The 23,236-nt window shown below is 39.2% G+C and carries 21 protein-coding genes and 1 pseudogene; 10 read left to right on the top strand and 12 right to left on the bottom strand.

Going from position 1 to position 23,236, the window contains the following annotated elements; translation table 11 throughout:
• Positions 1–226 precede the first annotated feature (226 nt).
• The 3 genes from sbcB to ACERCG_RS04740 are packed head-to-tail and all read left to right on the top strand — an operon-like array spanning position 227 to position 3,193.
• Positions 227–1,771: an exodeoxyribonuclease I gene (gene sbcB, locus ACERCG_RS04750; protein ID WP_373610919.1), complete on the top strand. Its 1,545-nt coding sequence runs from the start codon at positions 227–229 to the stop codon at positions 1,769–1,771.
• Position 1,772: 1 nt separating this feature from the next.
• Complete coding sequence (locus ACERCG_RS04745) at positions 1,773–2,372, top strand: DNA glycosylase (protein WP_373610918.1); 600 nt, start codon at positions 1,773–1,775, stop codon at positions 2,370–2,372.
• A 2-nt stretch (positions 2,373–2,374) separates the two neighbouring features.
• Positions 2,375–3,193, top strand: coding sequence for a PHP domain-containing protein (locus ACERCG_RS04740; RefSeq protein ID WP_373610917.1), 819 nt, complete (start codon positions 2,375–2,377; stop codon positions 3,191–3,193).
• Between the two features lie 10 nt (positions 3,194–3,203).
• Here ACERCG_RS04740 and ACERCG_RS04735 read toward each other — a convergent pair.
• Positions 3,204–4,136: pseudogene (locus ACERCG_RS04735) on the bottom strand (ABC transporter permease); the annotation flags it as partial.
• A 236-nt stretch (positions 4,137–4,372) separates the two neighbouring features.
• Between ACERCG_RS04735 and uvrB the strand changes: the two are divergent.
• Entirely contained in the window at positions 4,373–6,391 is a 2,019-nt protein-coding gene (uvrB, locus tag ACERCG_RS04730) for an excinuclease ABC subunit UvrB (protein WP_373610916.1), read from the top strand.
• Between the two features lie 90 nt (positions 6,392–6,481).
• On the opposite strand, the gene ACERCG_RS04725 is transcribed toward uvrB, so the two are convergent.
• The 3 genes from ACERCG_RS04725 to ACERCG_RS04715 all read right to left on the bottom strand — a co-directional run bounded on the left by ACERCG_RS04725 (position 6,482) and on the right by ACERCG_RS04715 (position 7,802).
• On the bottom strand, positions 6,482–7,042 hold the full coding sequence (locus ACERCG_RS04725; RefSeq protein WP_373610915.1) for a hypothetical protein: 561 nt from the start codon (positions 7,040–7,042) through the stop codon (positions 6,482–6,484).
• A gap of 85 nt (positions 7,043–7,127) precedes the next feature.
• Complete coding sequence (locus ACERCG_RS04720) at positions 7,128–7,580, bottom strand: hypothetical protein (RefSeq protein WP_373610914.1); 453 nt, start codon at positions 7,578–7,580, stop codon at positions 7,128–7,130.
• A 3-nt stretch (positions 7,581–7,583) separates the two neighbouring features.
• Entirely contained in the window at positions 7,584–7,802 is a 219-nt protein-coding gene (locus ACERCG_RS04715) for a hypothetical protein (protein WP_373610913.1), read from the bottom strand.
• Between the two features lie 207 nt (positions 7,803–8,009).
• On the opposite strand from ACERCG_RS04715, the gene ACERCG_RS04710 reads away from it, so the two are divergent.
• Entirely contained in the window at positions 8,010–8,765 is a 756-nt protein-coding gene (locus ACERCG_RS04710; RefSeq protein WP_373610912.1) for a TatD family hydrolase, read from the top strand.
• Between the two features lie 14 nt (positions 8,766–8,779).
• Positions 8,780–9,679 carry a DMT family transporter gene (locus ACERCG_RS04705; protein WP_373610911.1) on the top strand — a complete coding sequence of 300 codons (900 nt, stop codon included), beginning with the start codon at positions 8,780–8,782 and terminating at the stop codon, positions 9,677–9,679.
• A gap of 88 nt (positions 9,680–9,767) precedes the next feature.
• Here ACERCG_RS04705 and ACERCG_RS04700 read toward each other — a convergent pair whose 3' ends face one another.
• The 5 genes from ACERCG_RS04700 to mazG all read right to left on the bottom strand — a co-directional run bounded on the left by ACERCG_RS04700 (position 9,768) and on the right by mazG (position 15,604).
• A complete protein-coding gene (locus ACERCG_RS04700; protein WP_373610910.1) occupies positions 9,768–10,538 on the bottom strand; it encodes a Nif3-like dinuclear metal center hexameric protein in 771 nt (256 codons plus the stop codon).
• An 82-nt stretch (positions 10,539–10,620) separates the two neighbouring features.
• A complete protein-coding gene (locus ACERCG_RS04695; RefSeq protein ID WP_373610909.1) occupies positions 10,621–12,543 on the bottom strand; it encodes a MacB family efflux pump subunit in 1,923 nt (640 codons plus the stop codon).
• Positions 12,544–12,575: 32 nt separating this feature from the next.
• Positions 12,576–13,970 (bottom strand): envelope stress sensor histidine kinase CpxA, encoded by a 1,395-nt coding sequence (cpxA, locus tag ACERCG_RS04690; RefSeq protein ID WP_373610908.1) that lies wholly within the window; start codon positions 13,968–13,970, stop codon positions 12,576–12,578.
• A gap of 52 nt (positions 13,971–14,022) precedes the next feature.
• On the bottom strand, positions 14,023–14,745 hold the full coding sequence (locus ACERCG_RS04685) for a response regulator (RefSeq protein ID WP_373610907.1): 723 nt from the start codon (positions 14,743–14,745) through the stop codon (positions 14,023–14,025).
• A 76-nt stretch (positions 14,746–14,821) separates the two neighbouring features.
• Positions 14,822–15,604 (bottom strand): nucleoside triphosphate pyrophosphohydrolase, encoded by a 783-nt coding sequence (gene mazG, locus ACERCG_RS04680; RefSeq protein WP_373610906.1) that lies wholly within the window; start codon positions 15,602–15,604, stop codon positions 14,822–14,824.
• Between the two features lie 308 nt (positions 15,605–15,912).
• On the opposite strand from mazG, the gene accD reads away from it, so the two are divergent.
• Both accD and folC read left to right on the top strand, forming a co-directional pair.
• Complete coding sequence (accD, locus tag ACERCG_RS04675; RefSeq protein ID WP_373610905.1) at positions 15,913–16,806, top strand: acetyl-CoA carboxylase, carboxyltransferase subunit beta; 894 nt, start codon at positions 15,913–15,915, stop codon at positions 16,804–16,806.
• 6 nt (positions 16,807–16,812) lie between these two features.
• Positions 16,813–18,114, top strand: a complete 1,302-nt coding sequence (folC, locus tag ACERCG_RS04670; protein ID WP_373610904.1) for a bifunctional tetrahydrofolate synthase/dihydrofolate synthase — start codon at positions 16,813–16,815, stop codon at positions 18,112–18,114.
• Between the two features lie 109 nt (positions 18,115–18,223).
• Here folC and ACERCG_RS04665 read toward each other — a convergent pair whose 3' ends face one another.
• Both ACERCG_RS04665 and ACERCG_RS04660 read right to left on the bottom strand, forming a co-directional pair.
• Entirely contained in the window at positions 18,224–19,420 is a 1,197-nt protein-coding gene (locus ACERCG_RS04665) for an amino acid aminotransferase (RefSeq protein WP_373610903.1), read from the bottom strand.
• 108 nt (positions 19,421–19,528) lie between these two features.
• A complete protein-coding gene (locus ACERCG_RS04660) occupies positions 19,529–21,409 on the bottom strand; it encodes a GNAT family N-acetyltransferase (RefSeq protein ID WP_373610901.1) in 1,881 nt (626 codons plus the stop codon).
• A gap of 255 nt (positions 21,410–21,664) precedes the next feature.
• On the opposite strand from ACERCG_RS04660, the gene ACERCG_RS04655 reads away from it, so the two are divergent.
• Both ACERCG_RS04655 and ACERCG_RS04650 read left to right on the top strand, forming a co-directional pair.
• Positions 21,665–22,039: a hypothetical protein gene (locus ACERCG_RS04655; protein ID WP_373610900.1), complete on the top strand. Its 375-nt coding sequence runs from the start codon at positions 21,665–21,667 to the stop codon at positions 22,037–22,039.
• Positions 22,032–22,682: a DUF805 domain-containing protein gene (locus ACERCG_RS04650; protein ID WP_373610899.1), complete on the top strand. Its 651-nt coding sequence runs from the start codon at positions 22,032–22,034 to the stop codon at positions 22,680–22,682. The genes ACERCG_RS04655 and ACERCG_RS04650 overlap by 8 nt, the downstream gene beginning before the upstream one ends.
• Before the next feature lie 55 nt (positions 22,683–22,737).
• Here ACERCG_RS04650 and ybeY read toward each other — a convergent pair whose 3' ends face one another.
• A complete protein-coding gene (gene ybeY / locus ACERCG_RS04645) occupies positions 22,738–23,220 on the bottom strand; it encodes an rRNA maturation RNase YbeY (RefSeq protein WP_373610898.1) in 483 nt (160 codons plus the stop codon).
• Positions 23,221–23,236 lie beyond the last annotated feature (16 nt).

Below are 23,236 nucleotides of genomic sequence, written 5' to 3'. Positions count from 1 at the left end.
TTTCCTTAGGTAAGACCTCCGCCCCTTTTCGCTGTTTTGATTAGGGGCTTTTTTTTGCTAAAAGATTTACAAATTTTTGATGGCAAACGCTTGCATTTGAATGTTGGCTTTGCCAACGGATCTGAAGGATAGAGCGTAGCGAGTGAAAACAACCGCTTGCATTTCTTCCTCGCTTTTATCTTATCTGTGGTACAATTCCCCTAATTTTGGCTAATCAATAATTCCAATGAGCAAATCATTTTCTTTTTTCTTTTACGATTATGAAAGTTTTGGCGTAAGTCCATCTCACGACAGACCAGCCCAGTTTGCGGGTATTCGCACTGATGAGGATTTTAATATCATCGGCGAACCTGTGATGTTTTATTGCAAACAAACGCCAGACTATTTACCTAGCCCTGAAGCAGTAATGGTTACAGGCATTACACCGCAACAATGTAACGCTGAAGGCTTGCCTGAGCCTGAATTTGCCACTCGTATTCACGCTGAATTTAGCCAAGCCAATACTTGTACTATCGGCTATAACAATATCCGCTATGATGATGAAATGACTCGTTATACCTTTTTCCGCAATTTTTACGATCCCTATGAATATAGCTGGAAAAATGGTAACTCTCGTTGGGATTTATTGGATTTAGTCCGAGCTTGTTATGCGTTACGTCCAGAGGGCATAGAGTGGCCTAAAGATGAAAATGGTATGCCGAGCTTTAAATTGGAAAATTTAACCAAAGCGAACGGCATTGCCCACGAAAATGCACATGATGCGATGTCAGATGTTTATGCGACCATTGCAATGGCGAAGCTGATTAAAGAAAAGCAACCAAAACTGTTTCAATTCTTCTTTAATTTACGTACTAAAAAAGAAGTAGAAAAACTAATTGATACGGGCGAGATGACACCACTTGTACACGTTTCGGGTATGCTTGGGAATTATCGTGGTAACACTACTTGGGTTGTGCCTTTAGCTTGGCACTCGACTAATCGAAATGCGGTAATTGTGTGTGATTTATCGGGCGATATGCAGGGGTTATTGAATGAAAATGCAGAAACCTTACGCCAACGTTTATATACCAAACGTGAAGAATTAGCAGAAAATGAACTCCCTGTACCGTTGAAATTAGTGCATATCAATAAATGCCCGATTTTAGCCCCTGCCAAAACCTTGTTGCCTGAAAATGCAGAACGACTAGGCATTGATCGAGCATTATGTTTAGAAAATTTGAAAGCGTTAAAAGCTCAGAAATCGCTTGTGCGAGAAAAAGTACTAGAAATCTTTACTGACGAACGCACATTTGAGCCATCAGCCAATGTAGAAACCACACTCTATGATGGCTTTTTCTCGACCGCGGATAAAAACAATATGGCGATTTTACGCACCTTACCGCCTGAAAGTTTAGCTAAGCATGGGTTGAAATTTGAAGACCATCGAGTAGAGCAACTTTTATTCCATTATCGAGCAAGGCATTATCCACACACGCTAACAAGGGCAGAGCAGATTAAATGGCAGAAATATTGCCATCAACAAATTGATGCAAAAGCCGAGCAGTTTGCCAAATCTATTGATGAATTGTTCCAACAACATCACGACAATCCAGAAATGGTAAAATTATTGGAAAATTTGACCGCTTACGCAGAGCAAGTCTCACAAAAACAGACGGTTGTTTATTCGCCAAAAAGTGATGATGAAAAATTAGTGAATGATTTAAATAAAGTGGCAGAGCAATCATTAGATAAAGCTGCAAAATTAAAGTTATTAAAGGAATTAATCAAATAGAATGGAAACGCTTGAATTAGAACATCACCCTTTTGAGCCGATTCTGCCTGAACACGCCACCGTTGTGATGATGGGGTCATTTCCACCAACGTCCGAAAAACGCTGTATGGAATTTCATTATCCAAACTTTCAGAATGATATGTGGAGGATAATGGGCAAGGTGTTTTTTGATAATGTGAATTACTTCCGAGTAAATGATGAAAAACGGTTTGACCCTGTTCGCATTGAAGCCTTTTTGCGAGAAAAGGGCATTGCACTTTGTTCATCGGCTAAAACGGCAATTCGTTTAAAAGGTAATGCGGCAGATAAAGATCTCAAAATTGTTGAGCCTGTGGATATGGACGAGTTATTAACTCAGCTACCCAAAATGAAATGGCTATTCACAACAGGCGGTTTGGCAACAGATGTGTTATTAGACCTTCTGCCAGAGAAAATAAAAGCCCCGAAAACTAATGAGTGGGTGGTGTATCCTTATGCCAAATCAAGAGAGCTTTATTTATATCGGTTGCCTTCTACCTCAAGAGCTTATCCATTAAGTTTGGAGAAAAAGACTGAAGCCTATCGCCAATTTTTCATTCAAACAGGGCTAATTAAGGATTAATAATGAAATACGATTTACATTCGCATAGTACGGCTTCCGATGGCGTACTTTCGCCCACCGAATTAGTCCAAAGAGCGGTTGAGCAGGGCGTTGAAATGCTTGCTTTAACCGATCACGACACCATTTCCGGCATTCGTGAAGCCAAAGCATTTGCTCAAACTCAGCCAATCAAATTTATTTCTGGGGTGGAAATTTCCGTATTATGGCAAGACAAAAGCATTCATCTTGCTGCCCTCAATATTGATGAAAATAATGAAGAGTTAATTCAATTTTTAGATAACCAAGCTAAATTGCGTGAAGAACGAGCGGTCGAAATTGGTGAAAAATTAGCAAAAGCAGGTATTCCTAATGCTTATGAAGGGGCAAAATCTCTTGCCACAGGTGAAATAACCCGAGCTCATTATGGTCGTTTTTTATATGAAAACGGACACGTTCGCAACATAGAACACGCTTTCAAACGCTATTTAGGAATGGGGAAGCCCGCTTATGTTAAGCCAAAATGGAGCAGTTTAGAAGAAGCCGTTCAGGTTACACACAAGGCTGGAGGGGTCATTAATATTGCCCACCCATTGCGTTATAAAATGACTTCTCGCTGGATTCGCCGTTTGATTGTCGATTTCAAACTAGCAGGCGGAGATGGAATTGAAGTGGCAGGCTGCGGACAAACGCCAGACCAACGCCAATTACTCACTCGCTGGGCGAAAGAATTTGATTTATATGGCTCGGTTGGCTCTGATTTCCACTATCCAACAGGCTGGATTGAACTCGGAAGAAGTTTAGAACTGCCGAAAGAGTGCAAGCCGATTTGGGAGCTGTTTTAATTATATAAATGCGTTTTTCTCTTATTAATAAATAGAGGAAAATAATAGTTCCCACAATACCAAAAATAGTGGATATCGGCACTTCATAAGGGGCATTAACTGAACGCCCTAAAATATCACAAATAAGGACTAAATTCGCACCTAATACCACCACAGTAGGCAGATTTTGGCGTAATCTATCGCCCGCAATTCGAGAAACAATATTTGGTACAACCAAACCAATAAAAGGGATTTGCCCAACCTTTACCACAACGATGGAGGTAATCATCGCAACCACAATCAACGCCAGCCACGTCATTTGTTTATAATTTATACCTAAATTGGTACTAATGTTCTCGCCTAGTCCCGCAATGGTTAGCTTATCTGCCATTACATATACAACCACCGCTAAAATTGCAGTCAGCCAGAGTAATTCATAATGCCCTGCTAAAATGCCAGAGAAATCGCCCGAGAACCAAACTGCTAGCACTTGCAGGCTATCGTTTTCATAAGCGATATAAGTTGAAATTGCTTCAATTACGCCACCAAACACAATGCCGACTAAAGGTAACATTAATTGTTGGTAAGGCGGTAAGTTGCGAATAAGTAGTATAAAAATGCTAATGCCAATTAAGGTGCTAACGGTGGCAATAGACATTTTTAGCATTAACGTAGAGGCTGGGAACATTAAGCTCGCAATAAGAATGCCAATAGCTGCACTTTGGCTTGCCCCAATCATACTTGGTTCAATAAAGCGATTTTTTAAAACGATCTGCAGCACCATTCCAGCAACGGCAAGGGTTGCTCCCACTAACAATACCGCAAGCGTTCTAGGTAAACGGCTAACAAAAAAGAGCTGGCTTTGCTCGGCAGAGCTAAATACCTCACGCCAACTAAAATCAGCAACCCCCACACTTGTGCTAATTGGAATGAGTAATAATAAAATAAGAAGATTTAATCTAATGCAGAAACGTGAGCGGCGATAAAAAAGCTAGAAAAGGCAAAAGCAAGTTTAGTTAAACGCATAATAGTCTCCATAAATTAAATATTTGCACAGAATGATAATACTATTACGAACTATTCTCAAAAATAAAGTAAGGATTTTGTGATCTAAATCACATTTTAATTTGTAAATTTTTCACGAAAAAAGACCGCTTGCTTGTGCTAAAATGCTTTAAAAGTTTTCAGGATTTCTATTTTATGAGCAAACAGCACAAACCCTTTATTCTCCATTCTCCATTCAAACCCTCAGGCGATCAGCCCACCGCAATCGCCAAACTCACCGAAGGCTTAAATGACGGGCTTGCTCACCAAACCTTACTCGGCGTAACGGGGTCGGGCAAAACTTTTACGATTGCCAATGTGATTGCCGAGCTCAATCGCCCTGCGATGGTGCTTGCCCCGAATAAAACCCTAGCCGCTCAGCTTTATGCGGAGATGAAAGCCTTTTTCCCTGAAAATGCGGTAGAGTATTTCGTTTCCTACTATGACTACTACCAGCCCGAAGCCTATGTGCCGGCAAGTGATACCTTTATTGAGAAAGATGCGTCCATCAATGAGCAGATCGAACAGATGCGACTATCGGCAACTAAATCTTTCCTCGAACGCCGAGATACCATTGTGGTCGCTTCCGTTTCCGCCATTTACGGCTTGGGTGATGTTGATGCCTATATGCAGATGATGTTACATTTACAAATAGGTGCGATGATCGGGCAGCGGGAAATTCTGACTCGCCTTGCCGAATTGCAATATACCCGTAACGATCAGGCGTTCCAACGTTCGACTTTCCGAGTGCGGGGCGATGTGATTGATATTTACCCTGCCGAAAGCGATGAAGTAGCGTTAAGGGTAGAGCTGTTTGACGATGAAATCGAAAATCTGTCGCTGTTTGATCCGCTTACAGGGCATAGCTTGGGCAAGGTGCCTCGCTATACCATTTACCCGAAAACCCACTATGTCACGCCACGAGAGCGAATTTTAGAGGCGATTGAGCAGATCAAAGCAGAACTTGCCGAACGCCGTACCTACTTTATTCACGAAAACAAATTGCTGGAAGAGCAGAGAATTGCTCAACGCACCCAATTTGATATTGAGATGATGAACGAGCTGGGCTACTGTTCGGGCATTGAAAACTATTCACGCTATCTGTCGGGCAGAAAAGAGGGAGAAGCTCCGCCAACTCTGTTTGATTATATGCCGGCAGACGGTATTTTGGTTATTGATGAAAGCCACGTTACTGTGCCACAAATCGGCGGAATGTATCGGGGCGACCGAGCGAGAAAAGAGACGCTGGTGCAATATGGCTTCCGCCTGCCGTCTGCTCTCGATAACCGCCCGCTCAAATTCGAGGAGTTTGAACGCCTTTCGCCACAGACGATTTATGTCTCTGCCACACCGGGTGCGTACGAATTGGAGAAAAATCCCGATGTGGTGGATCAAGTGGTTCGCCCAACCGGCTTGCTCGACCCGATTATCGAAGTTCGCCCCGTTGCCACGCAGGTGGACGATTTGCTGTCTGAAATTCACAAGCGAGTGGCGGTGGACGAACGAGTGCTGGTGACAACACTCACCAAAAAAATGGCGGAAGATCTCACCGATTATTTGGACGAACACGGCGTACGAGTTCGCTATCTGCATAGCGATATTGACACAGTAGAGCGGGTGGAAATTATCCACGATTTACGAATGGGAATGTTTGACGTGCTGGTGGGAATCAACTTATTGCGTGAAGGCTTGGATATGCCCGAAGTGTCGCTGGTTGCCATTCTTGATGCCGATAAAGAGGGATTTTTACGTTCCGAACGCTCGTTAATTCAGACCATCGGACGTGCCGCCCGAAACCTCAACGGCAAAGCGATTTTATACGGCGACCGCATTACCAACTCAATGCAAAAAGCAATTACTGAGACCGAACGCCGCCGTGAAAAGCAGATGAAATACAACGAAGAACACGGCATCACTCCGCAAGCGTTGAACAAAAAAGTCGGTGAATTGCTCGACATCGGGCAATCCGACAAGCCAAAACGGGGCAAACAAGCGGTCAAAAAAGCCGAAAATTCTGCAACCGACTACAAGCCGAAATCCCGTAAAGAACTGGAAAAAGAACTTAAAACGCTGGAACAACAAATGCGTGATTTTGCGAAAGATCTGGAATTTGAAAAAGCGGCTGCGGTAAGGGATAAAATTGGGCAGTTGAAGGCGTATTTGTTGGAAATTTAATATAACAGGTAGGTTGCGTTGAGCTTGCGAAAACCCAACACTATTTTTAGACATTTTGTTGGGTTACGCTTCGCTAACCCAACCTACGAGTTAATTCCATTTAAATAACCATTCACCATCAGGTTGTTTGATAGCAGCATAGCCATAACTGTCGGTTTCTTCACTTTGAGGAGATTGATAATAAACTGTGAAGGTAAATGTGTTAGCCGCTTGTCGTTTGAAATTGTTTATTCTAAGCACCTTCAAACAACCTGATTTGTGGTATTTAAGCTTATAACTAACTGATAGAGGGACAGGTAAACCTAAGCCACTATTAGGATCACTAAATTGATTAAGAGGAGATTGTTGTGTAGTACAAGCTGTCATTGAAACCATTTTCTCAATAGTTGGTTTCGCTTCATTAAACATTTTTTTGACATCATTACTTGCATTTGCCCTATTAATAGCATTCACAGCAGATGTTTTAGTTTGAGTATCAATAGGAACAGTAGAGGAAGATAAGGCAGAATTTACAGAACCAAGAGTGTTATTCACAGCACTCAATACATCATTTACACCTTGACAAGCAGTTAAGCTAACGCTGAAACGCTGAACGAGAGTTTTGCATATTTTTCTCCTATAAGAATTAAAAGACGAATTAAATTCTATCAATTTCCATAAATTGTTCAAGGGTTTTATCGTATCAACCTCATTCTTTAATCTAACAAGCGGTCAGATTTCTTCCATTTTTTACAAATTAACTCACAGCCCCACACTCAGCCACTTCCCATTGCATTTTTGAGAGTTTATTTCGTTGATAAAGCCAGTTTGCAACCTCTTTCCACGAATAGAGTGCGGAACCGCTCGCTACGCCGTAAACAGGGCGGGGGAAATCTTTGGCTCGTTTGCCATTGGCGTAATTAGAAATGGCTGCACGGGTTAAGCCTGTTCGGGTGGCGATTTCACTTAACGAACTGACACCAGCTTCTTGCAATACTAAATCTGAAAACCCTGCTTGGCGGAGATTATCAAAGGCGGATTGAATAGCGATTTGTGCTGTTTCGGCTTCTCTGTCAAATTCCAAATAGACACTTTGGTTGTAAAAACAGATCAAGGCATCATCACATCCTGCGTCAAAAAGACGATCTTCAAGGTTTTCGGTGCTTTTGTCGGCATCTCGAATCAAAATTGAAAAATGATAAAGTGTCATCGGTTATTCTCCACATTCGTTTACTTTACGAATAATTTGTTTGGCGTGATTTTCAGGATTTCGGGGCGTACTCCATACACTCATTTGATGTTCACTATGCCCTAGAACACAGCGTAAACGGCAGTATGAGTGAGCAGATTTTCCTGATTTCACAATCTCCCAGCCATTTTGCACGGCATAATCTAATGCAGCTTGAATATGTTTATTGGGGTGTTTTCCCATAGATGTTCCTAATTAGCTATTATACATAACTGTTTACATTTGTAAACAATTTATTGATTGTATAGATAGAATAACGAGGAAAATGGTTTGTACAAGCGGAGAAATTGGGAGAAATTGATTTTTGCGAGTGAGATCGAAAAATTTGTTTTTATTGCTTGATTTTAGATTTATTCTGTGAAGAAATTTGTGTTATCGGAGGAGGGAAATATGCTTTTCGACACCCATATCCATCTCGATCAATTTTCGGATAAAGAAATCGAGCAAATTTTACAGCAACCTAATTTACAAGGTGTGCTTGCTGTTGCAACGGATTTAGCTAGTTGTGAACGGTTATTGAGCTTAAAAGAGCAGTATTCTAATCTCTACATTGCGGCAGGTTTTCACCCAGAGCAAGTATTACCTTCGGAGAAGGAAATCGAAAAACTCTTCGATTTTATTGCAAAAAACCATCAAAAGTTGACCGCTTGTGGAGAAGTTGGGTTGCCGCATTATCTGAAGCGAGAAAATCCAGCATTAGATTATCAGCCATATATTGATTTGTTAGAGAGTTTTATTGCGGCAAGCAAGCAGTATGATTTGCCGTTAAATTTGCATATTGTGTATGAGGACACAGAAATTGCCCTTGAACTGCTAGCAAAACATCAAATTCAAAAAGCCCATTTTCATTGGTTTAAGGCAAGTGATGAGACGTTGGAAAAATTGCTTTTGACCCCTTATTTTGTTAGTCTTACGCCCGATATTTTGACTAACCCGAAAACGCAAAAAGTGGCTCAGCAGTTTCCGTTATCACGGCTACTAATTGAAACTGATGCCCCTTGGCAGCACGAGGGATTTAAGTCTGTAGAAATTACTCAGCAACTCGTTGTCGTAATCCAAAAGCTGGCGGAAATTAAGCGATTGCCAGAAAAAGTGGTGGCAGGGCAGATCAGTCAAAATATACATTCATTTTATCTCACTAAATAGAATTTATTACATCTATGAAAAACCATCAACCAATTAAAGGGGCAGTTGCAATTATTACTGCAGGTGTATTGTTTGCCTGTATTAATACACTTATTCCCAAGTTGACTTCTATTTCCCCGATTGACTCTAGCGTGATTGCCTTAGTGCAATACTTGATTGCTTTTGTGTTTCTTGTGCCAAGTATGAATAATGTTGGCTTTTTCTCATCACTAAAGACGGCATATTTTGGGCAGCATTGTTTTCGCATTTTTCTTTCGGCAATCGGTATTCAATGCTGGACAATGGCATTAGCTAACCAATTACCGATTTGGCAAGGCATTGCATTACTGATGACATCGCCGCTCTTTGTTACCATCGGCTCAGGGCTATTTTTGAAAGAACACGTCGGTAAAAGACGCTGGATTGCCACCGCACTCGGTTTTGTGGGAGCAATGATTATTTTAGAGCCGTGGAGCGATAATTTTAACCTGATTGCATTATTACCACTTGCAGCCGCCTTTTTCTGGGCAGGTTATTCATTGATGGTGAAAAAACTTTCTCGCTACGACAGCCCAACCACAATGGTGGCTTATCTGTTTATTTTAATCACGCCATTTAACTTACTAATTGCTTTAACCAATCTTAGCCCGAGTGGATTTAGCTTTCCTTCGTGGAGCGATTTCGGTTTCCTAATTTTGCTTGGTTTTTTAACCGCTCTCGCTCAATTAGCGGTAGCAAAAGCCTATAATCTAGCCGATGCCTCTTACATTCAACCGTTCGATTTTATCAAATTACCCCTCAATGTTTTAGCTGGCTGGCTTGTTTTTAACTGGGTGCCACCGGGCAAATTATGGCTAGGCGCTGCGATTATTATTGCCGCAACGGTGTATATTACTTATGTGGAAGGCAAGGAAAATAAGCAAACAAACGGTTAAATTTTTGCTGATTTTTTGCAATTATCTAAAAATGGAAAGAAGGCGGACATATTAGTCCGCCTTTGTTTTTTACTATTCTTGGCTTTTATTATGCAGGATTATCAATATCAATAAATTCTACTTCTAAGCCATATTGTTGGGCCAGCCATTCGCCAAGAGCTTTTACGCCGTCTCGCTCTGTTGCGTGATGTCCGCAGGCGAAGTAGTAAATACCTTGCTCACGGGCTGAGTGGGTGGTTTGTTCGGAAATTTCCCCGCTAATAAAGGCATCGCAGCCTTTTTCAAAAGCAAGATCGATATAACCTTGTCCGCCACCTGAACAGATACCAATGCGTTTAATCATTTTTTGTGGCGATGAAGTAAACTCATTACATAAAATAACGGTGCGTTGTAACGTTTTTTCAAGTTTCTGTTGTAGTTCTTCGGCAGAAATTGGTGTTTCTAATTCGCCATACATTGGAATAGAGTTTGGATTATCTTCTAAACCTTGTAAATTGATTACACCTAAATGCTTCGCTAGTTGGGCGTTATTCCCTAGTTCTGGGTGGATATCAAGTGGTAAATGGTAACCGAACAAGTTAATATCATTCACTAATAGTTGTTTAATACGTTTACCTTTCATACCTCTAATGCACGGGTTTTCACTTTTCCAAAAATAGCCGTGATGGACTAAAATTGCATCGGCATTTTTCTCGATTGCTTTTTCAATGAGTGGGAGTGAAGCTGTTACACCTGTGATGATTTTTTTAATCTCTTTTTTACCTTCAACTTGCAAGCCGTTTGGAGCGTAGTCATTAATCGCAGAGCTGTTTAGTTTTGTGTTAAGAATTTGTTCTAGTTCAAAATTGGTTATTGTCATTTTATCTCCTTAAAATTGAGTGGTAATATGCGTAGGGGCAAAAAATTTTTTGCCCCTACAATGTAACATATATGAGATGGATTTACTCTTGAGCAAGAGCAGCAATCGGATTAAGCCTTGAGGCATTGCGAGCAGGAATATAGCCAAACACAATGCCGATAAGAGTAGAGCAGAGTACTGCGATAATAACGGATTCTGGCGAAAGGATCATTTTAAAACTTGAGCCTAAGCTATTAAATGCCCAAATAATGCCACCTGCTAATAAAATCCCAATCACGCCACCAATCAAGCAAATTACAATGGCTTCGATCAGAAATTGTTGCAAAATGTTGCGTTGTTTAGCACCTATTGCCATTCTTACACCGATTTCACGAGTGCGTTCGGTAACTGAAACTAACATAATATTCATTACCCCAATGCCACCTACAATCAATGAGATAAGTGCAATGGAAGAAATCAGCAATGTCATTGTATTAGTGGTATCGGTAATGGTTTGTTTAATGCTATCACTGTTAATAATAAAGAAATCTTTTTTGCCGTGTCGGGCTGTGAGTAGTTCCGTAATACTTTTTTCTGCGGTTTGGCTTTCGATATTATCTTTCACTTTAACTGTCAGAGAATCAATCTGCTTCGCCCCTGAAACACGCTGCATAATAGTGGTATAAGGCGACCAAAGCGTAAGGCTGGTTTGGTTCATAGCATTGGCTTGTTGAGCTACGCCGATAATCTGAAGCGGTTTTTTATCCACCAAAATAATTTCGCCTTCGACTGGAGCTGGTAAGCCTAAGTCTTTTTGCGTGTTAGGGTCGATAACAATAACTTGTGCCACATTTCTTACTTCTCCAGCCGTAAAAAAACGTCCTGAAATCAGCTTAAGCCCTTTTACGTCGATAAATTCTTCACCAACACCACGCACCGAGCCTGTTACTGCGGTATTACCATAAATTAATGTGGCATTCACGTTACTTGATGGTGTGGTACTTTCAACATAATTTTGTCGGCTTAATGCTAAGGCATCGCTAATGGTCAGGTTTTTGGTAAGATTTGCCCGTCGATCGCCAAAGCCCATGCCGTTCATAATATCCATTGTATTTGTTCCTAAGTTATTGATATTTGCCAAAATTTGCTGCTGCGAACCTTGTCCTAATGCAACTACAGAAATAACGGAGGCTATACCAATAATAATCCCCAGCATTGTGAGTAATGCTCGCATTTTGTGAGCTAAAATAGCACTGCTTGCCATTTTGAACGATTCAATTAATTGGTCAAAAAAACGTGGTGGTTTGTGGGGCGTTTTATTAAGTTTAAGTTCGTTTGAGTAAGGTTTCTGGCGTTCATCTCGAATAATTTCACCATCTTTAATTTCAACCACACGGCTGGCTTGGGCAGCAATGTTAGGATCGTGCGTTACCATAATAATGGTATGACCTTCGCTATGCAGATCTCGCAAGATTTCTAGTACTGTTTCGCCACTTTTGGAATCTAATGCTCCTGTGGGTTCATCAGCTAAAATAATTTCGCCACCGTTCATTAAGGCACGGGCAATACTCACACGCTGCTGCTGTCCACCAGAAAGTTCGTTTGGACGATTGCGTGTTTTATCATCTAATCCCAGTTTAGCCAATAAGTTATCGGCACGTTGTTTGCGAGAGATTGTATCCATTCCCGCATAAATAGCAGGAAGAGCCACGTTTTCATTGGCTGTAAGGGCAGGCAATAGATTATAGCGTTGGAAAATAAAGCCGAATTTGCGTTGGCGTAAATCGGAGAGTTCATCAGCACTCATTTGCTGGGTTTCTTTGCCATCAATGCGACAAATGCCTGAGCTAGCTGTATCTAAACAGCCGATAATATTCATCAAAGTGGATTTGCCAGAGCCTGAAGCTCCGATAATTGCAACAAAATCACCTTGTTCTATAGTGAGGTTAATATTTTTTAAAATATGGGCTTGGCTTTCTCCCAAGCCAAAATATTTATTTAGACCTTCAATTTCAATTAATTTCATATTTGTGATGTTCTTCAGCTGCTTTTACAAATTTAGTAAAATTGTGTCCAAATAGGAATTTCTAATTCTACTCTTAATCCCCCCATATTGCTTTTTGTTAAGCGGATATAGCCTTGGTGCTGTTGTACCGCATTATAAACGATAGAGAGACCTAACCCGGTTCCGCCGGTTTCTCGTGTTCTGGCTTCATCTATACGGTAAAAAGGCTTTAGAATATTCTCATATTCATTTTCAGGAACACCGGCTCCATCATCTTCAACTACTAAAATTAACTTTCCATTTTGGATATCCATTGAAATAGAAATAATTTTATTTGCATATTTTTGTGCATTTCTAACTAGATTTTCCAATGCACTAGAGAGGGAGGTTACTGAACCATTAATAGAATAAAAGCGTGGGTTTTTAATATTCTGTTTAATAATCAAAATAATATTGTTTTGAGATGTTTCAAACTTTGCATCTTCAATTACATCTTGCCATATTTCATCAACTTTAAATATTTTAGTATGAGTCTGATAATTAAGTTTTTGCCGAGAAATAACTAATAAATCTTTAATCATTTGATCAAGTTTCCCGATTTCAGTCTCGATGCGATTAATTTCTGAAATTTCGCCTATTTTTCTGCGTAGAATAGCAGTAGCAAGCTGTAATCTTGCTAATGGAGTTTTTAATTCGTGGGAAATATCAGAAATCATCCGTTGTTGTTGTTCTGTTAAATCTTTTAGGCTCTTTACCATATGATTAAAACTTTTCCCTACTTCTCTTATTTCATAAATTCCTTCTTTTTCTAGTTTAGGGTTTGTTACTAAATTTCCTACAGCGATTTCATTTGCAGAATCAGTAAGATTTTTGACTGGTCTAGTAATTTTAAAAGATAGCCATAATAATAATGGCATACCTGAAAACATTAAGATTAATGTCATTAGGAATGGGGAATCTAGAATAGCATTAAGCCATTCTTCTTGAGCATCTACCGCTTTAATAAAATACTGATTATAAGTATGTGCAGATGACCTAATAATAAAAGGTCCATATATTTCAATGTTTTCGAATCGACGTTGTAATGGTCCCTCTGTTTGCTGTGATTGATAGATAAAAAATTGTAATGACTTAATATTACTTTGGTTTACACCACTTAAGTTCCCAGTCTCTTTATCTTCCAGAATAACATCATAGCCATTTATAGTTTCAACAGAAATGTTTTTCTCAAATATTTCGTCTAGGTTAAGACTTTTTTCTGTTTCACGACTCTCATTTCTAAAATAGATTTGATCTTTTTGAGAAATAGAGGAAAATTTTCTTGAATCAAATTTATCTAAATTAAAAGTAATTGTGATAAATAATATAAGTAATAGCCCATAATAGGTAATAAGTTTATAAGCTAAACGTTTTCTAAATTGTAAATATTTATTTAATAAGCTTGACATAATTTAAAAATATAAAAATCCCTAAAATAATTTCTATCTAGGGATTTTCGCATTACTTTTCGGTTACTAATAAGTAGCCTTTTCCTCTTAATGTTTTGAACCAAGATAAACCATCTTCTCGTTCAGGTAATTTTTTTCGAAGATTAGATATATGCATATCAATAGCACGATCATAAGGTGTTAATTGTTTACCCAGCACTTCTAAGCTTAATAGCTCCCTTGATAAAATTTCACCAGGATTACATACTAATAGTTTCAATAATGCAAATTCAGTACCGGTTAGATCTAAATCGTTACCTTGATAAAATGCTTGCTGATGTCCAGGATTTAATTCTACGCCGGCAAATTGTAGCAGTTTTGTTCCTTGCTCTGCAGTAGAACTATCAGTACTAATATTATTTTTTATAGATGTAACAGTAGTTCGTCTTAAAATTGCTTTCATTCGAGCAACTAATTCTCTATCGTTAAATGGTTTTGGTAAATAATCATCAGCACCTAATTCTAGACCTAGAATGCGGTCAATTTGTTCATCTCTGGCACTTAATATTAAAACTGGCAATACATATTTTTGTCTAATTCTTTTCAATGTTTCTATGCCATTTAATACAGGCATCATAACATCAAGTAATACTAAATCATATTGATTGACATCTAACTCATTTAGCCCTTCCTGACCATTATGAACGACTTTTATTTGGAACCCCTCTAAGGAGAGTAGTTCTTCTAGTAAGTCAGTTAGTTCAACATCATCATCTATTACTAAGATTCTTGACATAGAACACTCCCTATAAAATATCGAATATAGATAAGATAGAATAGTGAATATTTCTTATTATAACAAGTGAAATGAATTATTCTACTTTTTTTATTTGGTGCCAAATGGCATCTAGATCGGCTAATTTACACTCTTTTAAAGACTTCCCTATATCTCTAACTGCCTGTTCAACTTTCCTAAAGCGTGTTTCAAATTTAAGATTAGCATTGCGTAAATTTTCTTCAGCATCTGTCTGATAATGGCGACATAAATTTACAATCGCAAATAATAAATCGCCTAATTCTTCAGCTAATTCGGCAGAACGATTAGGATATTGGGCAATTTCTGCTTTGACTTCATCGAGTTCTTCTTCCACTTTTTCTAAAACATCGTCTGGATTATCCCAATCGAACCCCACTTTCGAACATCGTTTCTGCAATTTATTGGCTCGAGTTAGAGCAGGTAAGGCAAAAGGGAGGTCATCTAAAATAGAGTCTTGATTTTTATGTTTTTCATCATTGGCTTTTTGAGCTTCCCAACTTTTTAATGCTTCTTCGCTATTTTCTGCTTTCACATCACCAAAAACGTGAGGGTGGCGGTAAATCAATTTATCGTGAATATCAGTTACCACATCATCAAAGGTAAATGAGCCTTCTTCTTTCGCTAGTTGGCTTAAGAACACCACTTGAAGTAATAAATCGCCCAACTCTTCTCGTAGAGCAGAACGGTCTTGAGTATGGATAGCTTCAGCAACTTCATAGGTTTCTTCTAGCAGATGGGGGAGCATTGTGTCGAAATTTTGTTTTAAATCCCACGGGCAGCCGTGTTCAGGGTGGCGAAGTTGGTTTACGACTTCAAGAAATTGTTCGATAGTGGCCATATTTTTCCTTTTACAAGCGGTCAATTTTTATCAAAATTTTACAAATTCTAGCATAATAACGCTCTTTTCGCTTATAATAAGCCAATTTTTAGCAAAATTAGGAACGAAATGGCAGCAGAAAAATTAACTAAAAAACGTTTAATTCAAATTGTGATAATGCTCGTCATTCTTCTGATTGCGTTTTTTTATCGAACTTATACGCACAGTTAGTGATCTGATATGTCAATAAAACATATCAAAAAACGGTAATTTATGCTTTAATAGCAAGAATTTTATTTATCCCACAACTCAATCTAGAAGGACTAAAAATGAGCTGGTTAGACAGAATTTTAGGTAGAGATTCATCATCAAGTACTGCAAAATCAAAAATCCCTGAAGGCGTTTGGACAAAATGTACAAGCTGTGAGCAGGTTCTTTATAGCGAGGAGTTAGAACGTAATCAGCACGTTTGCCCAAAATGCGATCATCATATGCGTATTGATGCTCGTACACGTTTGTTGAACTTATTAGATAAAGATTCAGCGGTTGAACTTGCGGCTGATTTAGAACCGCAAGATGTGCTTAAATTTAAAGATCTGAAAAAATATAAAGATCGTTTAACTGCCGCACAAAAGCAAACAGGCGAAAAAGATTCTTTCCTTGTTTTCTCTGGCACATTACACAATATGCCTGTTGTGACTGCCTCCTTTAACTTTGAGTTTATGGGTGGTTCAATGGGTTCTGTGGTTGGTGCGAAATTTGTAAAAGCGGCAGAAAAAGCCTTAGCAGAAAAAATTCCATTTATCTGTTTCTCCGCTTCAGGTGGTGCTCGTATGCAAGAAGCGTTATTCTCATTAATGCAGATGGCAAAAACCAGTGCAATTCTTGCTAAAATGAAAGAGCAGGGCGTGCCGTTTATTTCTGTATTAACTGACCCAACATTAGGTGGTGTTTCCGCAAGTCTTGCAATGTTAGGCGATGTGAATATCGCCGAGCCTAAAGCCTTAATCGGCTTTGCAGGCCCTCGTGTTATTGAACAAACTGTGCGTGAAAAACTGCCGGAAGGTTTCCAACGTGCTGAGTTTCTATTAGAACACGGGGCTATTGATATGATCGTTCCTCGTAAAGAGATGCGTGATACGCTTTCTCGCCTTTGTGCAAAATTAACCAATCAGCCAACGCCATTTAAAACGGCAGAATTGATTGTTGAAGATGTAGAATAATCACGAATGAATACATTAATTACCCCTAAAGCCACGGATTCTTTGGAAACGTGGCTTTCCTATTTAGAACAAGCTCATTCTAAGCCGATTGATATGGGTTTAGAACGTATTACTGCAGTTGTAAAGGCGTTGGATTTGCTCAATCCAGCCCCTTATGTGATTACCGTTGCAGGTACAAATGGCAAAGGCTCAACTTGCCGATTATTAGAAGTGACTTTATTAAAAGCCGGTTTTCGTGTGGGGGTTTATTCTTCCCCCCATTTAATTCATTACAATGAACGGGTAAGAATTAATGGTGATGTGCTGCCAGATAGTGATCACGTTCAGTCATTTGCAAAAATTAATGAAAAAAAGACCGCTTCACTCACTTATTTTGAGTTTAGCACACTCTCTGCGTTCGAATTATTTAAGCAAAATCAGTTAGATATTGTAATTTTAGAAGTTGGCTTGGGTGGGCGTTTAGATGCCACAAATATTGTTGATCCAAACCTTGCCATTATTACTTCTATTGACATCGACCACGTCGCTTTTTTAGGGGACAATCGAGAAGATATTGGGCGTGAAAAAGCGGGTATTTTCCGTAAACATATTCCTGTGATTATTGGCGAGCCGAATTGCCCTAATTCTATTAAAGAAATGGCAATATCGTTAAATTGTAACGCTTTTTATCGAGGTAAAGATTGGCAGTTTGAAATTAAAAACAACTTATTTCATTGGACTTCTGAGCAGAAATCCTTTAACGATTTACCGCTGCCATTAATGCCAATCCCAAATGCTGGCACGGCACTTGCAGCATTAATGCAATTACCGTTTGAAATTGATGAGCAAGTTATTCGTGAAGCCTTTGGTGAAGCTCAAATGACAGGGCGTTTCCAAACGCTTTCAGATAAAGATTTCGCTCAATTTTCAGGGCAAAAGCCCGTTGCAAAAGTGATTATTGATGTAGGGCATAATCCACACGCTGCACGCTATTTAGCTGACAAACTTGCAGAGTTAAAACAAGCCAATCAAAAAATCTATGCGGTATTTAGTGCATTGGAAGATAAAGATTTATCTGGCATTGTTGAGCCGTTAGAACATTTGATTGATGAATGGCATTGTGCAGGTTTAGATTGCTGGCGAGGGCAAAGTGGCGAAACGGTATTGAATAAATTGGTAAAAGTTTTACCAAATTCGACCGCTTACAGCTATGAAAACGTGGCTCAAGCAAGCCTTGCATTGTTTGGAAAAGCAACCGAACAAGATATCGTGCTAGTGTTTGGCTCATTCCATACGGTAGCAGATTTTATGCTGTGGTTGGAAAAGTAGTTTTACGATAGCTAAATGATGGTGCAGGCGTCCACGCTTGTACCCTAAAATGATAAAAAATAGAGGCACAAGCGTGGACGCTTGCGCCATCTATATTTTAACTTGTTAATTAAAGCACTTTCACAATTGCATCAGCTAAGGCATCAATATTTTTGCTGGTAATACCTGCCACATTAATTCGACCTGAACGCACTGCATAAATCGCAAATTCATCTTTTAATTTATCTACTTGCTCAGGGGTTAAGCCACTGAATGAGAACATACCGTTTTGTTCGGTAATGAAAGAGAAGTCTTTATTCGCACCTTTCTCTTTCAGTTTTTCAACTAATTGCGTACGCATATCTTTAATACGGTTACGCATTTCATCTAGCTCTTCAATCCATAATGCTTTAAGTTCAGGATCTGCCAATGCTACCGCAACCGCACTTGCACCGTGAGCTGATGGATTAGAGTAGAGTACACGAATAATTGATTTAATTTGTGTAAATGCACGGTTCGCATCATCTGCGTTATCCGCAATTAAGGTAAATGCCCCAACACGCTCGTTATATAAGCCGAAGTTTTTCGAGAATGAGCTTGCCACTAATAATTCACGATTGTTTTGGGTGAATGCTCTTAAGCCGTAAGCATCTTCTTCTAAACCATTTGCAAAGCCTTGATAAGCGAAGTCAAATAATGGTAACCAACCTTTTTCGGCTGATAATGCCGCTAATTCTTCCCATTGTGCTGGAGTTGGGTCAATTCCTGTTGGGTTGTGGCAGCAGCCGTGTAGTAAAACCACATCGCCCGCTTCTGCTTGGCTTAAGTCTGCAATTAAGTTATCCCAATCTAAGCCATTGGTGTCTTTATTGTAATAGCGATAACCTTTTACATTCATTCCAACCGCATCAAAAATACCATTGTGGTTTGGCCAAGTTGGGGTGGAAATCCACACATTTTTTGCATTGGTATGGCGTTTGATAAATTCTGCTGCAATACGCAATGCCCCTGTACCACCTAAGCTTTGAGCGGTTTTTGCACGACTAGAGGTAATTACTTCAGCCCCTTCACCAAATAATAACGCTTGTGTTGCCACATTGAAGGCTTGAACGCCATCAATAGTAAGGTAGTTTTTGCTGGTTTCGGTATCTAATAAGCGCTTTTCCGCCTCTTTTACCGCTTTAACGATCGGGGTTTTACCCTCATCGGTCATATAAACACCGATTCCAAGATTGATTTTTCCTTCACGGGTATCTGCTTTAAATGCTTCGCCTAAACCTAAAATTGGGTCTGCCGGTGCTGCTTGAATATGGCTGAACATTGACATTGGAAATCCTCTTAATAATTAAAAAAAACAACAGTGAATTTATACGGCTAAATGAAAAATTTAGCAAGAGGGAAAACATAAAAAATATAATAAAACCTATAAATTATTTTAATTTAAAACCTGAAGAACAAGTTTTCGATATTTTTCCACCTCATTTTTGGTGATTTTTTGCCCTTCTCGTTCAAATATATTTAGCCCTGAGAAGCGTACTTTATCCGATAAATAAAGCCGTTTTAAACTCACATACACTGCGGAAAATGTACGCTTGCCATTAGCAAAAGCCGCTAAATTCTGCCAATCACGTTCATCTAAATTACTTGCTGCAAGCGGTCGAAATTGCTCAAAATTTTGCAATTCTTCACAAATTTCCGTGAAAAATGGCTGAAGGGCGAAATCTCTGGCAAAGGCTTGGGTTGCCTGCTGTGCAAATAACTTTCCTTGTTCTGAAACTGGGTAAAGCATCATTGCACTTTGATAACCGCTACTTGCTTCTTTATTCGGTGTGATTTGCACAAGCCGGAAACCGCAAGATTTCCAAAAGGCGTAGAGTGGAGCAGTTAGCCCAAAGCTAACAGAGATAAAATCAAGCGGTCGTTTTGCTGAAGAATTTTGCAAAATAAAGCGAGAAATCAACCGCTTGCCAACGCCCTGATTTTGCTTTTCAGGCTTAACTGCAATACGAGAAATACGAACTGAATGCAGTTTGCAAGCCTCTGGTAAATTTCCTTGAAAGCAGAGATATTGAGCTACTAAGTTACCTTGAGGGCGACGTTCACCTAGCCAAATTGCGTGGGTTAATTCCTCGCCTAATCCGCCTTCAAGCATAGCCCAGATACCGCCAATCAGTTGGTCATTCTCTATTTCTTGCAATAAAATTTGATTTTCACCATCAAATAAACGGCGTAAATCCGTTGGGGTAGTTTTGTAATGGGCGTTGGCAAGTAAGCGGTAAAATTCAATTCTGCGTTGTATTAATGCTACTTCCACAGATTGTAGGGGAAAATTGCAATTTTCCCCTACGGTATCGCCATTTAACAGGAGTAAATCGTTAATAAAATGCTCTAACGGATCATTTTCCCCCCAGCGTAGTGGTTGCGATAATGTCCAATGTTTGAATGGTTTATTTAACATCTTCGGCAATTTCAGTTCAAAACCTCGACCTGTGCCTTCGTAATTTTGTGTAGTGGTAGTTAAAATAACTTTTTCAAAATAATCACAAAGTTGTTGAAGAATTGGCAAAGGTAGGCTTGCAGCTTCATCAATAAATAGCCACTGGTTAGGGTAAATAGCTTTGTTTTTGACTTGCTCGATTAAATTATCAGGGGCGAAAAACGGGATTTTTTGCTCAGCCGAACGCCAAAAACTTGGAAGAGCAGATAAGGAACGAGCAGTAATCAATACATTGTGTTGCTGCGTGAGTTCTGTCGCAAGCAAACCCGCTAAAGTGGATTTCCCACGCCCTCGAGGGGCAGTAATTAAATGGATATCAGTAAGATCAAGCGGTAGATTTTTTAAGATTTTTTGCTGTCCTTCGGTTAATTGTATGGGCGAATGACATTTGCCCTTTGTACTACAATAATTGAAGGACGAATGTAATTCGCCCCTACATTCAAATTGATATTGGGTTACTAACTGCTTGAAATAATGATAAAAATTTGGTGCTGTAACTGCTTTACCAGCATTCCACCTAAGACTATCTAAATCGATTAGATTTTCTATATTTTCCCAATCAGGGCAGAGCAGATAGAGCGTACCATTTTCTTGAATTGTACCGGCTAGAATGGCAAATGCCTCAAGGTTAAAATTCACACCGTTTTCCGCACGCATATCGTAAATGGCAAAAGGGTATTCATTGCCAAGCAGAGATTTTGCGTTAGAAACGGGGGTAGGGGATGGGGTACTTGGTAGATAAATTCCAGATGATACAAACTTAGGGACACATTGCATGAGTTTTCCATTTTGACTGTTTACGATAACCAGTTTTCTCATTGTTCGTTTGGTTTAGCATTTTATTGTTTATGTAGAATTATGTAAGTATACATAATTCTACATAAACAATAACAGATAAATTGAATGTAAATTTTTCTACTAAAACAACCGCTGGTGAGTATTTTTTATATAGCCCACCATTATGATGATTTTTCATTTGAATAAAGTTTGCTCACGAACAGATAGTACTATCTGTGTTCTTCCACTTGACAGTGGAAGAACAATTAATACTGACTAACATTTATAGGATTTTATATGGCTGAAAAATGGAACTATAAAGAGAGTTGTGAAAAAGCTATCTTAGCTGATTATGAAGAATGTACCGATGAGTATGCTTATAACGGCTCTTATTTTATAAAAGATGACAAAATTTGGATTCACGATTTGGAATCTTTGTGTGAAAAAATGGGCTTTACTACCATTCAAGAGATAAAGGATGCTGGTTATGCCTTCGATGATTGGCTTAAATATAAGGATTTGACAACCTCTCAAATGGAAGCTCTATTGGCTGAGGAAGAAATGTTAGATATTTATGCAGAAATCGGTGGAAACGGTTTTGATAATATTTATCTAGCAGACGGTATGTGGCTAACGCCTGAAGGTGAATTAGTGGGAGGAAATAATGCGTAGATCTCGGCGAAATTATATTTTATGGTCAATAACTACTTGGATTTTCTTTGCGATAATTACGCCTTTATTGCTTAATGAAATTTCTCCTTATGATTTTCATTCTTGGGATGAATATAATAGTCAAATATGGCGTATTACTATTACGATGATAGTTATTCAATCAGGAATCATTATCTATCTTTCCGATGGTCGATTAAAAGATATGGGAAAAGATCCTGTATGGTCTTGGGCTGTCATTATTCCATTTGTCTGGTTATATTTTGCGTTTGCAAAAGGGACGGAAGGCGATAATCAATACGGTAAATCGCCCAAAGATCTTCGTGCAGAGAAAAAAGTTCAAGAAGCAGAGCAACAGGCATTGACTAATCCAACAGATATTGATCTAGTGCTGCAAAATATAGGGCAGTTCTGTAGTCCGCCTATTGGTAGAATTGAAAGTATCAATTTCCGAATGAGTGAAGAAAATGAACGTTATTTTTATGCAATTCCGCCAGAAAGAATGAAAAAACTTCGTCAACGTTTGGAAATTTTAGCCAAACGATTACAAGATGATGAAGATTCTTATGGTTATTTATATGCAGAAAGACGATTTTATATTGGTGATAAATTGATGTTTTCTTGGTCAAACGAAGTGAAAATCTAATGTGTAGGTCGGGCAATTTTGCCCGACTTTTCTGTATTCGGCATAAATGCCCAACCTACATTTTCTCGCTTAAATACGGATCTTCATACCCCAACGCAATCATAATTTCGGTTTCAAGGCTTTCCATTTCAATCGCTTCATTTTCTTCAATGTGATCGTAGCCGAGTAGGTGGAGCGTGCCGTGTACGCTTAAATGAGCCCAGTGGCTTTCCTCGCTAATTTGCTGTTCTTTGGCTTCTTTTTCCATCACTTGTCGGCAGATAACCAAATCGCCCAATAGGGGCATTTCTATACCTTCAGGCACTTCAAACGGGAAAGATAGCACATTGGTTGGCTTGTCTTTACCACGATAAGTTAGATTTAGCTCGTGGCTTTCTGCCTCATCGACAATCCGAATGGTAATCTCACTTTCAGGGAAATCATCAGTTTTTGCCTCAACTGCAAGGGCTTTTTGTACCCAAGTATAAAATTGTTGTTCGCTTGGTAAGTTTTCGGTATTTTCGCAGGCGATCTGCAAATCAATATATAAATTTTCCATTGGTTACCTTTTGCAA

It is taken from the genome of Mannheimia sp. E30BD, from assembly GCF_041807785.1.
Lineage (GTDB): Bacteria > Pseudomonadota > Gammaproteobacteria > Enterobacterales > Pasteurellaceae > Mannheimia.
This window is presented reverse-complemented; position numbering and strand designations above follow the sequence as displayed.

Bases quoted from the DNA above. Each gene is read 5' to 3' on its own strand.
- sbcB (WP_373610919.1), top strand. From the start codon at position 227: ATGAGCAAATCATTTTCTTTTTTCTTTTACGATTATGAAAGTTTTGGC.
- ACERCG_RS04745 (WP_373610918.1), top strand. From the start codon at position 1,773: ATGGAAACGCTTGAATTAGAACATCACCCTTTTGAGCCGATTCTGCCT.
- ACERCG_RS04740 (WP_373610917.1), top strand. From the start codon at position 2,375: ATGAAATACGATTTACATTCGCATAGTACGGCTTCCGATGGCGTACTT.
- uvrB (WP_373610916.1), top strand. From the start codon at position 4,373: ATGAGCAAACAGCACAAACCCTTTATTCTCCATTCTCCATTCAAACCC.
- ACERCG_RS04720 (WP_373610914.1), bottom strand. From the start codon at position 7,580: ATGACACTTTATCATTTTTCAATTTTGATTCGAGATGCCGACAAAAGC.
- ACERCG_RS04715 (WP_373610913.1), bottom strand. From the start codon at position 7,802: ATGGGAAAACACCCCAATAAACATATTCAAGCTGCATTAGATTATGCC.
- ACERCG_RS04710 (WP_373610912.1), top strand. From the start codon at position 8,010: ATGCTTTTCGACACCCATATCCATCTCGATCAATTTTCGGATAAAGAA.
- ACERCG_RS04705 (WP_373610911.1), top strand. From the start codon at position 8,780: ATGAAAAACCATCAACCAATTAAAGGGGCAGTTGCAATTATTACTGCA.
- ACERCG_RS04700 (WP_373610910.1), bottom strand. From the start codon at position 10,538: ATGACAATAACCAATTTTGAACTAGAACAAATTCTTAACACAAAACTA.
- ACERCG_RS04695 (WP_373610909.1), bottom strand. From the start codon at position 12,543: ATGAAATTAATTGAAATTGAAGGTCTAAATAAATATTTTGGCTTGGGA.
- cpxA (WP_373610908.1), bottom strand. From the start codon at position 13,970: ATGTCAAGCTTATTAAATAAATATTTACAATTTAGAAAACGTTTAGCT.
- ACERCG_RS04685 (WP_373610907.1), bottom strand. From the start codon at position 14,745: ATGTCAAGAATCTTAGTAATAGATGATGATGTTGAACTAACTGACTTA.
- mazG (WP_373610906.1), bottom strand. From the start codon at position 15,604: ATGGCCACTATCGAACAATTTCTTGAAGTCGTAAACCAACTTCGCCAC.
- accD (WP_373610905.1), top strand. From the start codon at position 15,913: ATGAGCTGGTTAGACAGAATTTTAGGTAGAGATTCATCATCAAGTACT.
- folC (WP_373610904.1), top strand. From the start codon at position 16,813: ATGAATACATTAATTACCCCTAAAGCCACGGATTCTTTGGAAACGTGG.
- ACERCG_RS04665 (WP_373610903.1), bottom strand. From the start codon at position 19,420: ATGTCAATGTTCAGCCATATTCAAGCAGCACCGGCAGACCCAATTTTA.
- ACERCG_RS04660 (WP_373610901.1), bottom strand. From the start codon at position 21,409: ATGAGAAAACTGGTTATCGTAAACAGTCAAAATGGAAAACTCATGCAA.
- ACERCG_RS04655 (WP_373610900.1), top strand. From the start codon at position 21,665: ATGGCTGAAAAATGGAACTATAAAGAGAGTTGTGAAAAAGCTATCTTA.
- ACERCG_RS04650 (WP_373610899.1), top strand. From the start codon at position 22,032: ATGCGTAGATCTCGGCGAAATTATATTTTATGGTCAATAACTACTTGG.
- ybeY (WP_373610898.1), bottom strand. From the start codon at position 23,220: ATGGAAAATTTATATATTGATTTGCAGATCGCCTGCGAAAATACCGAA.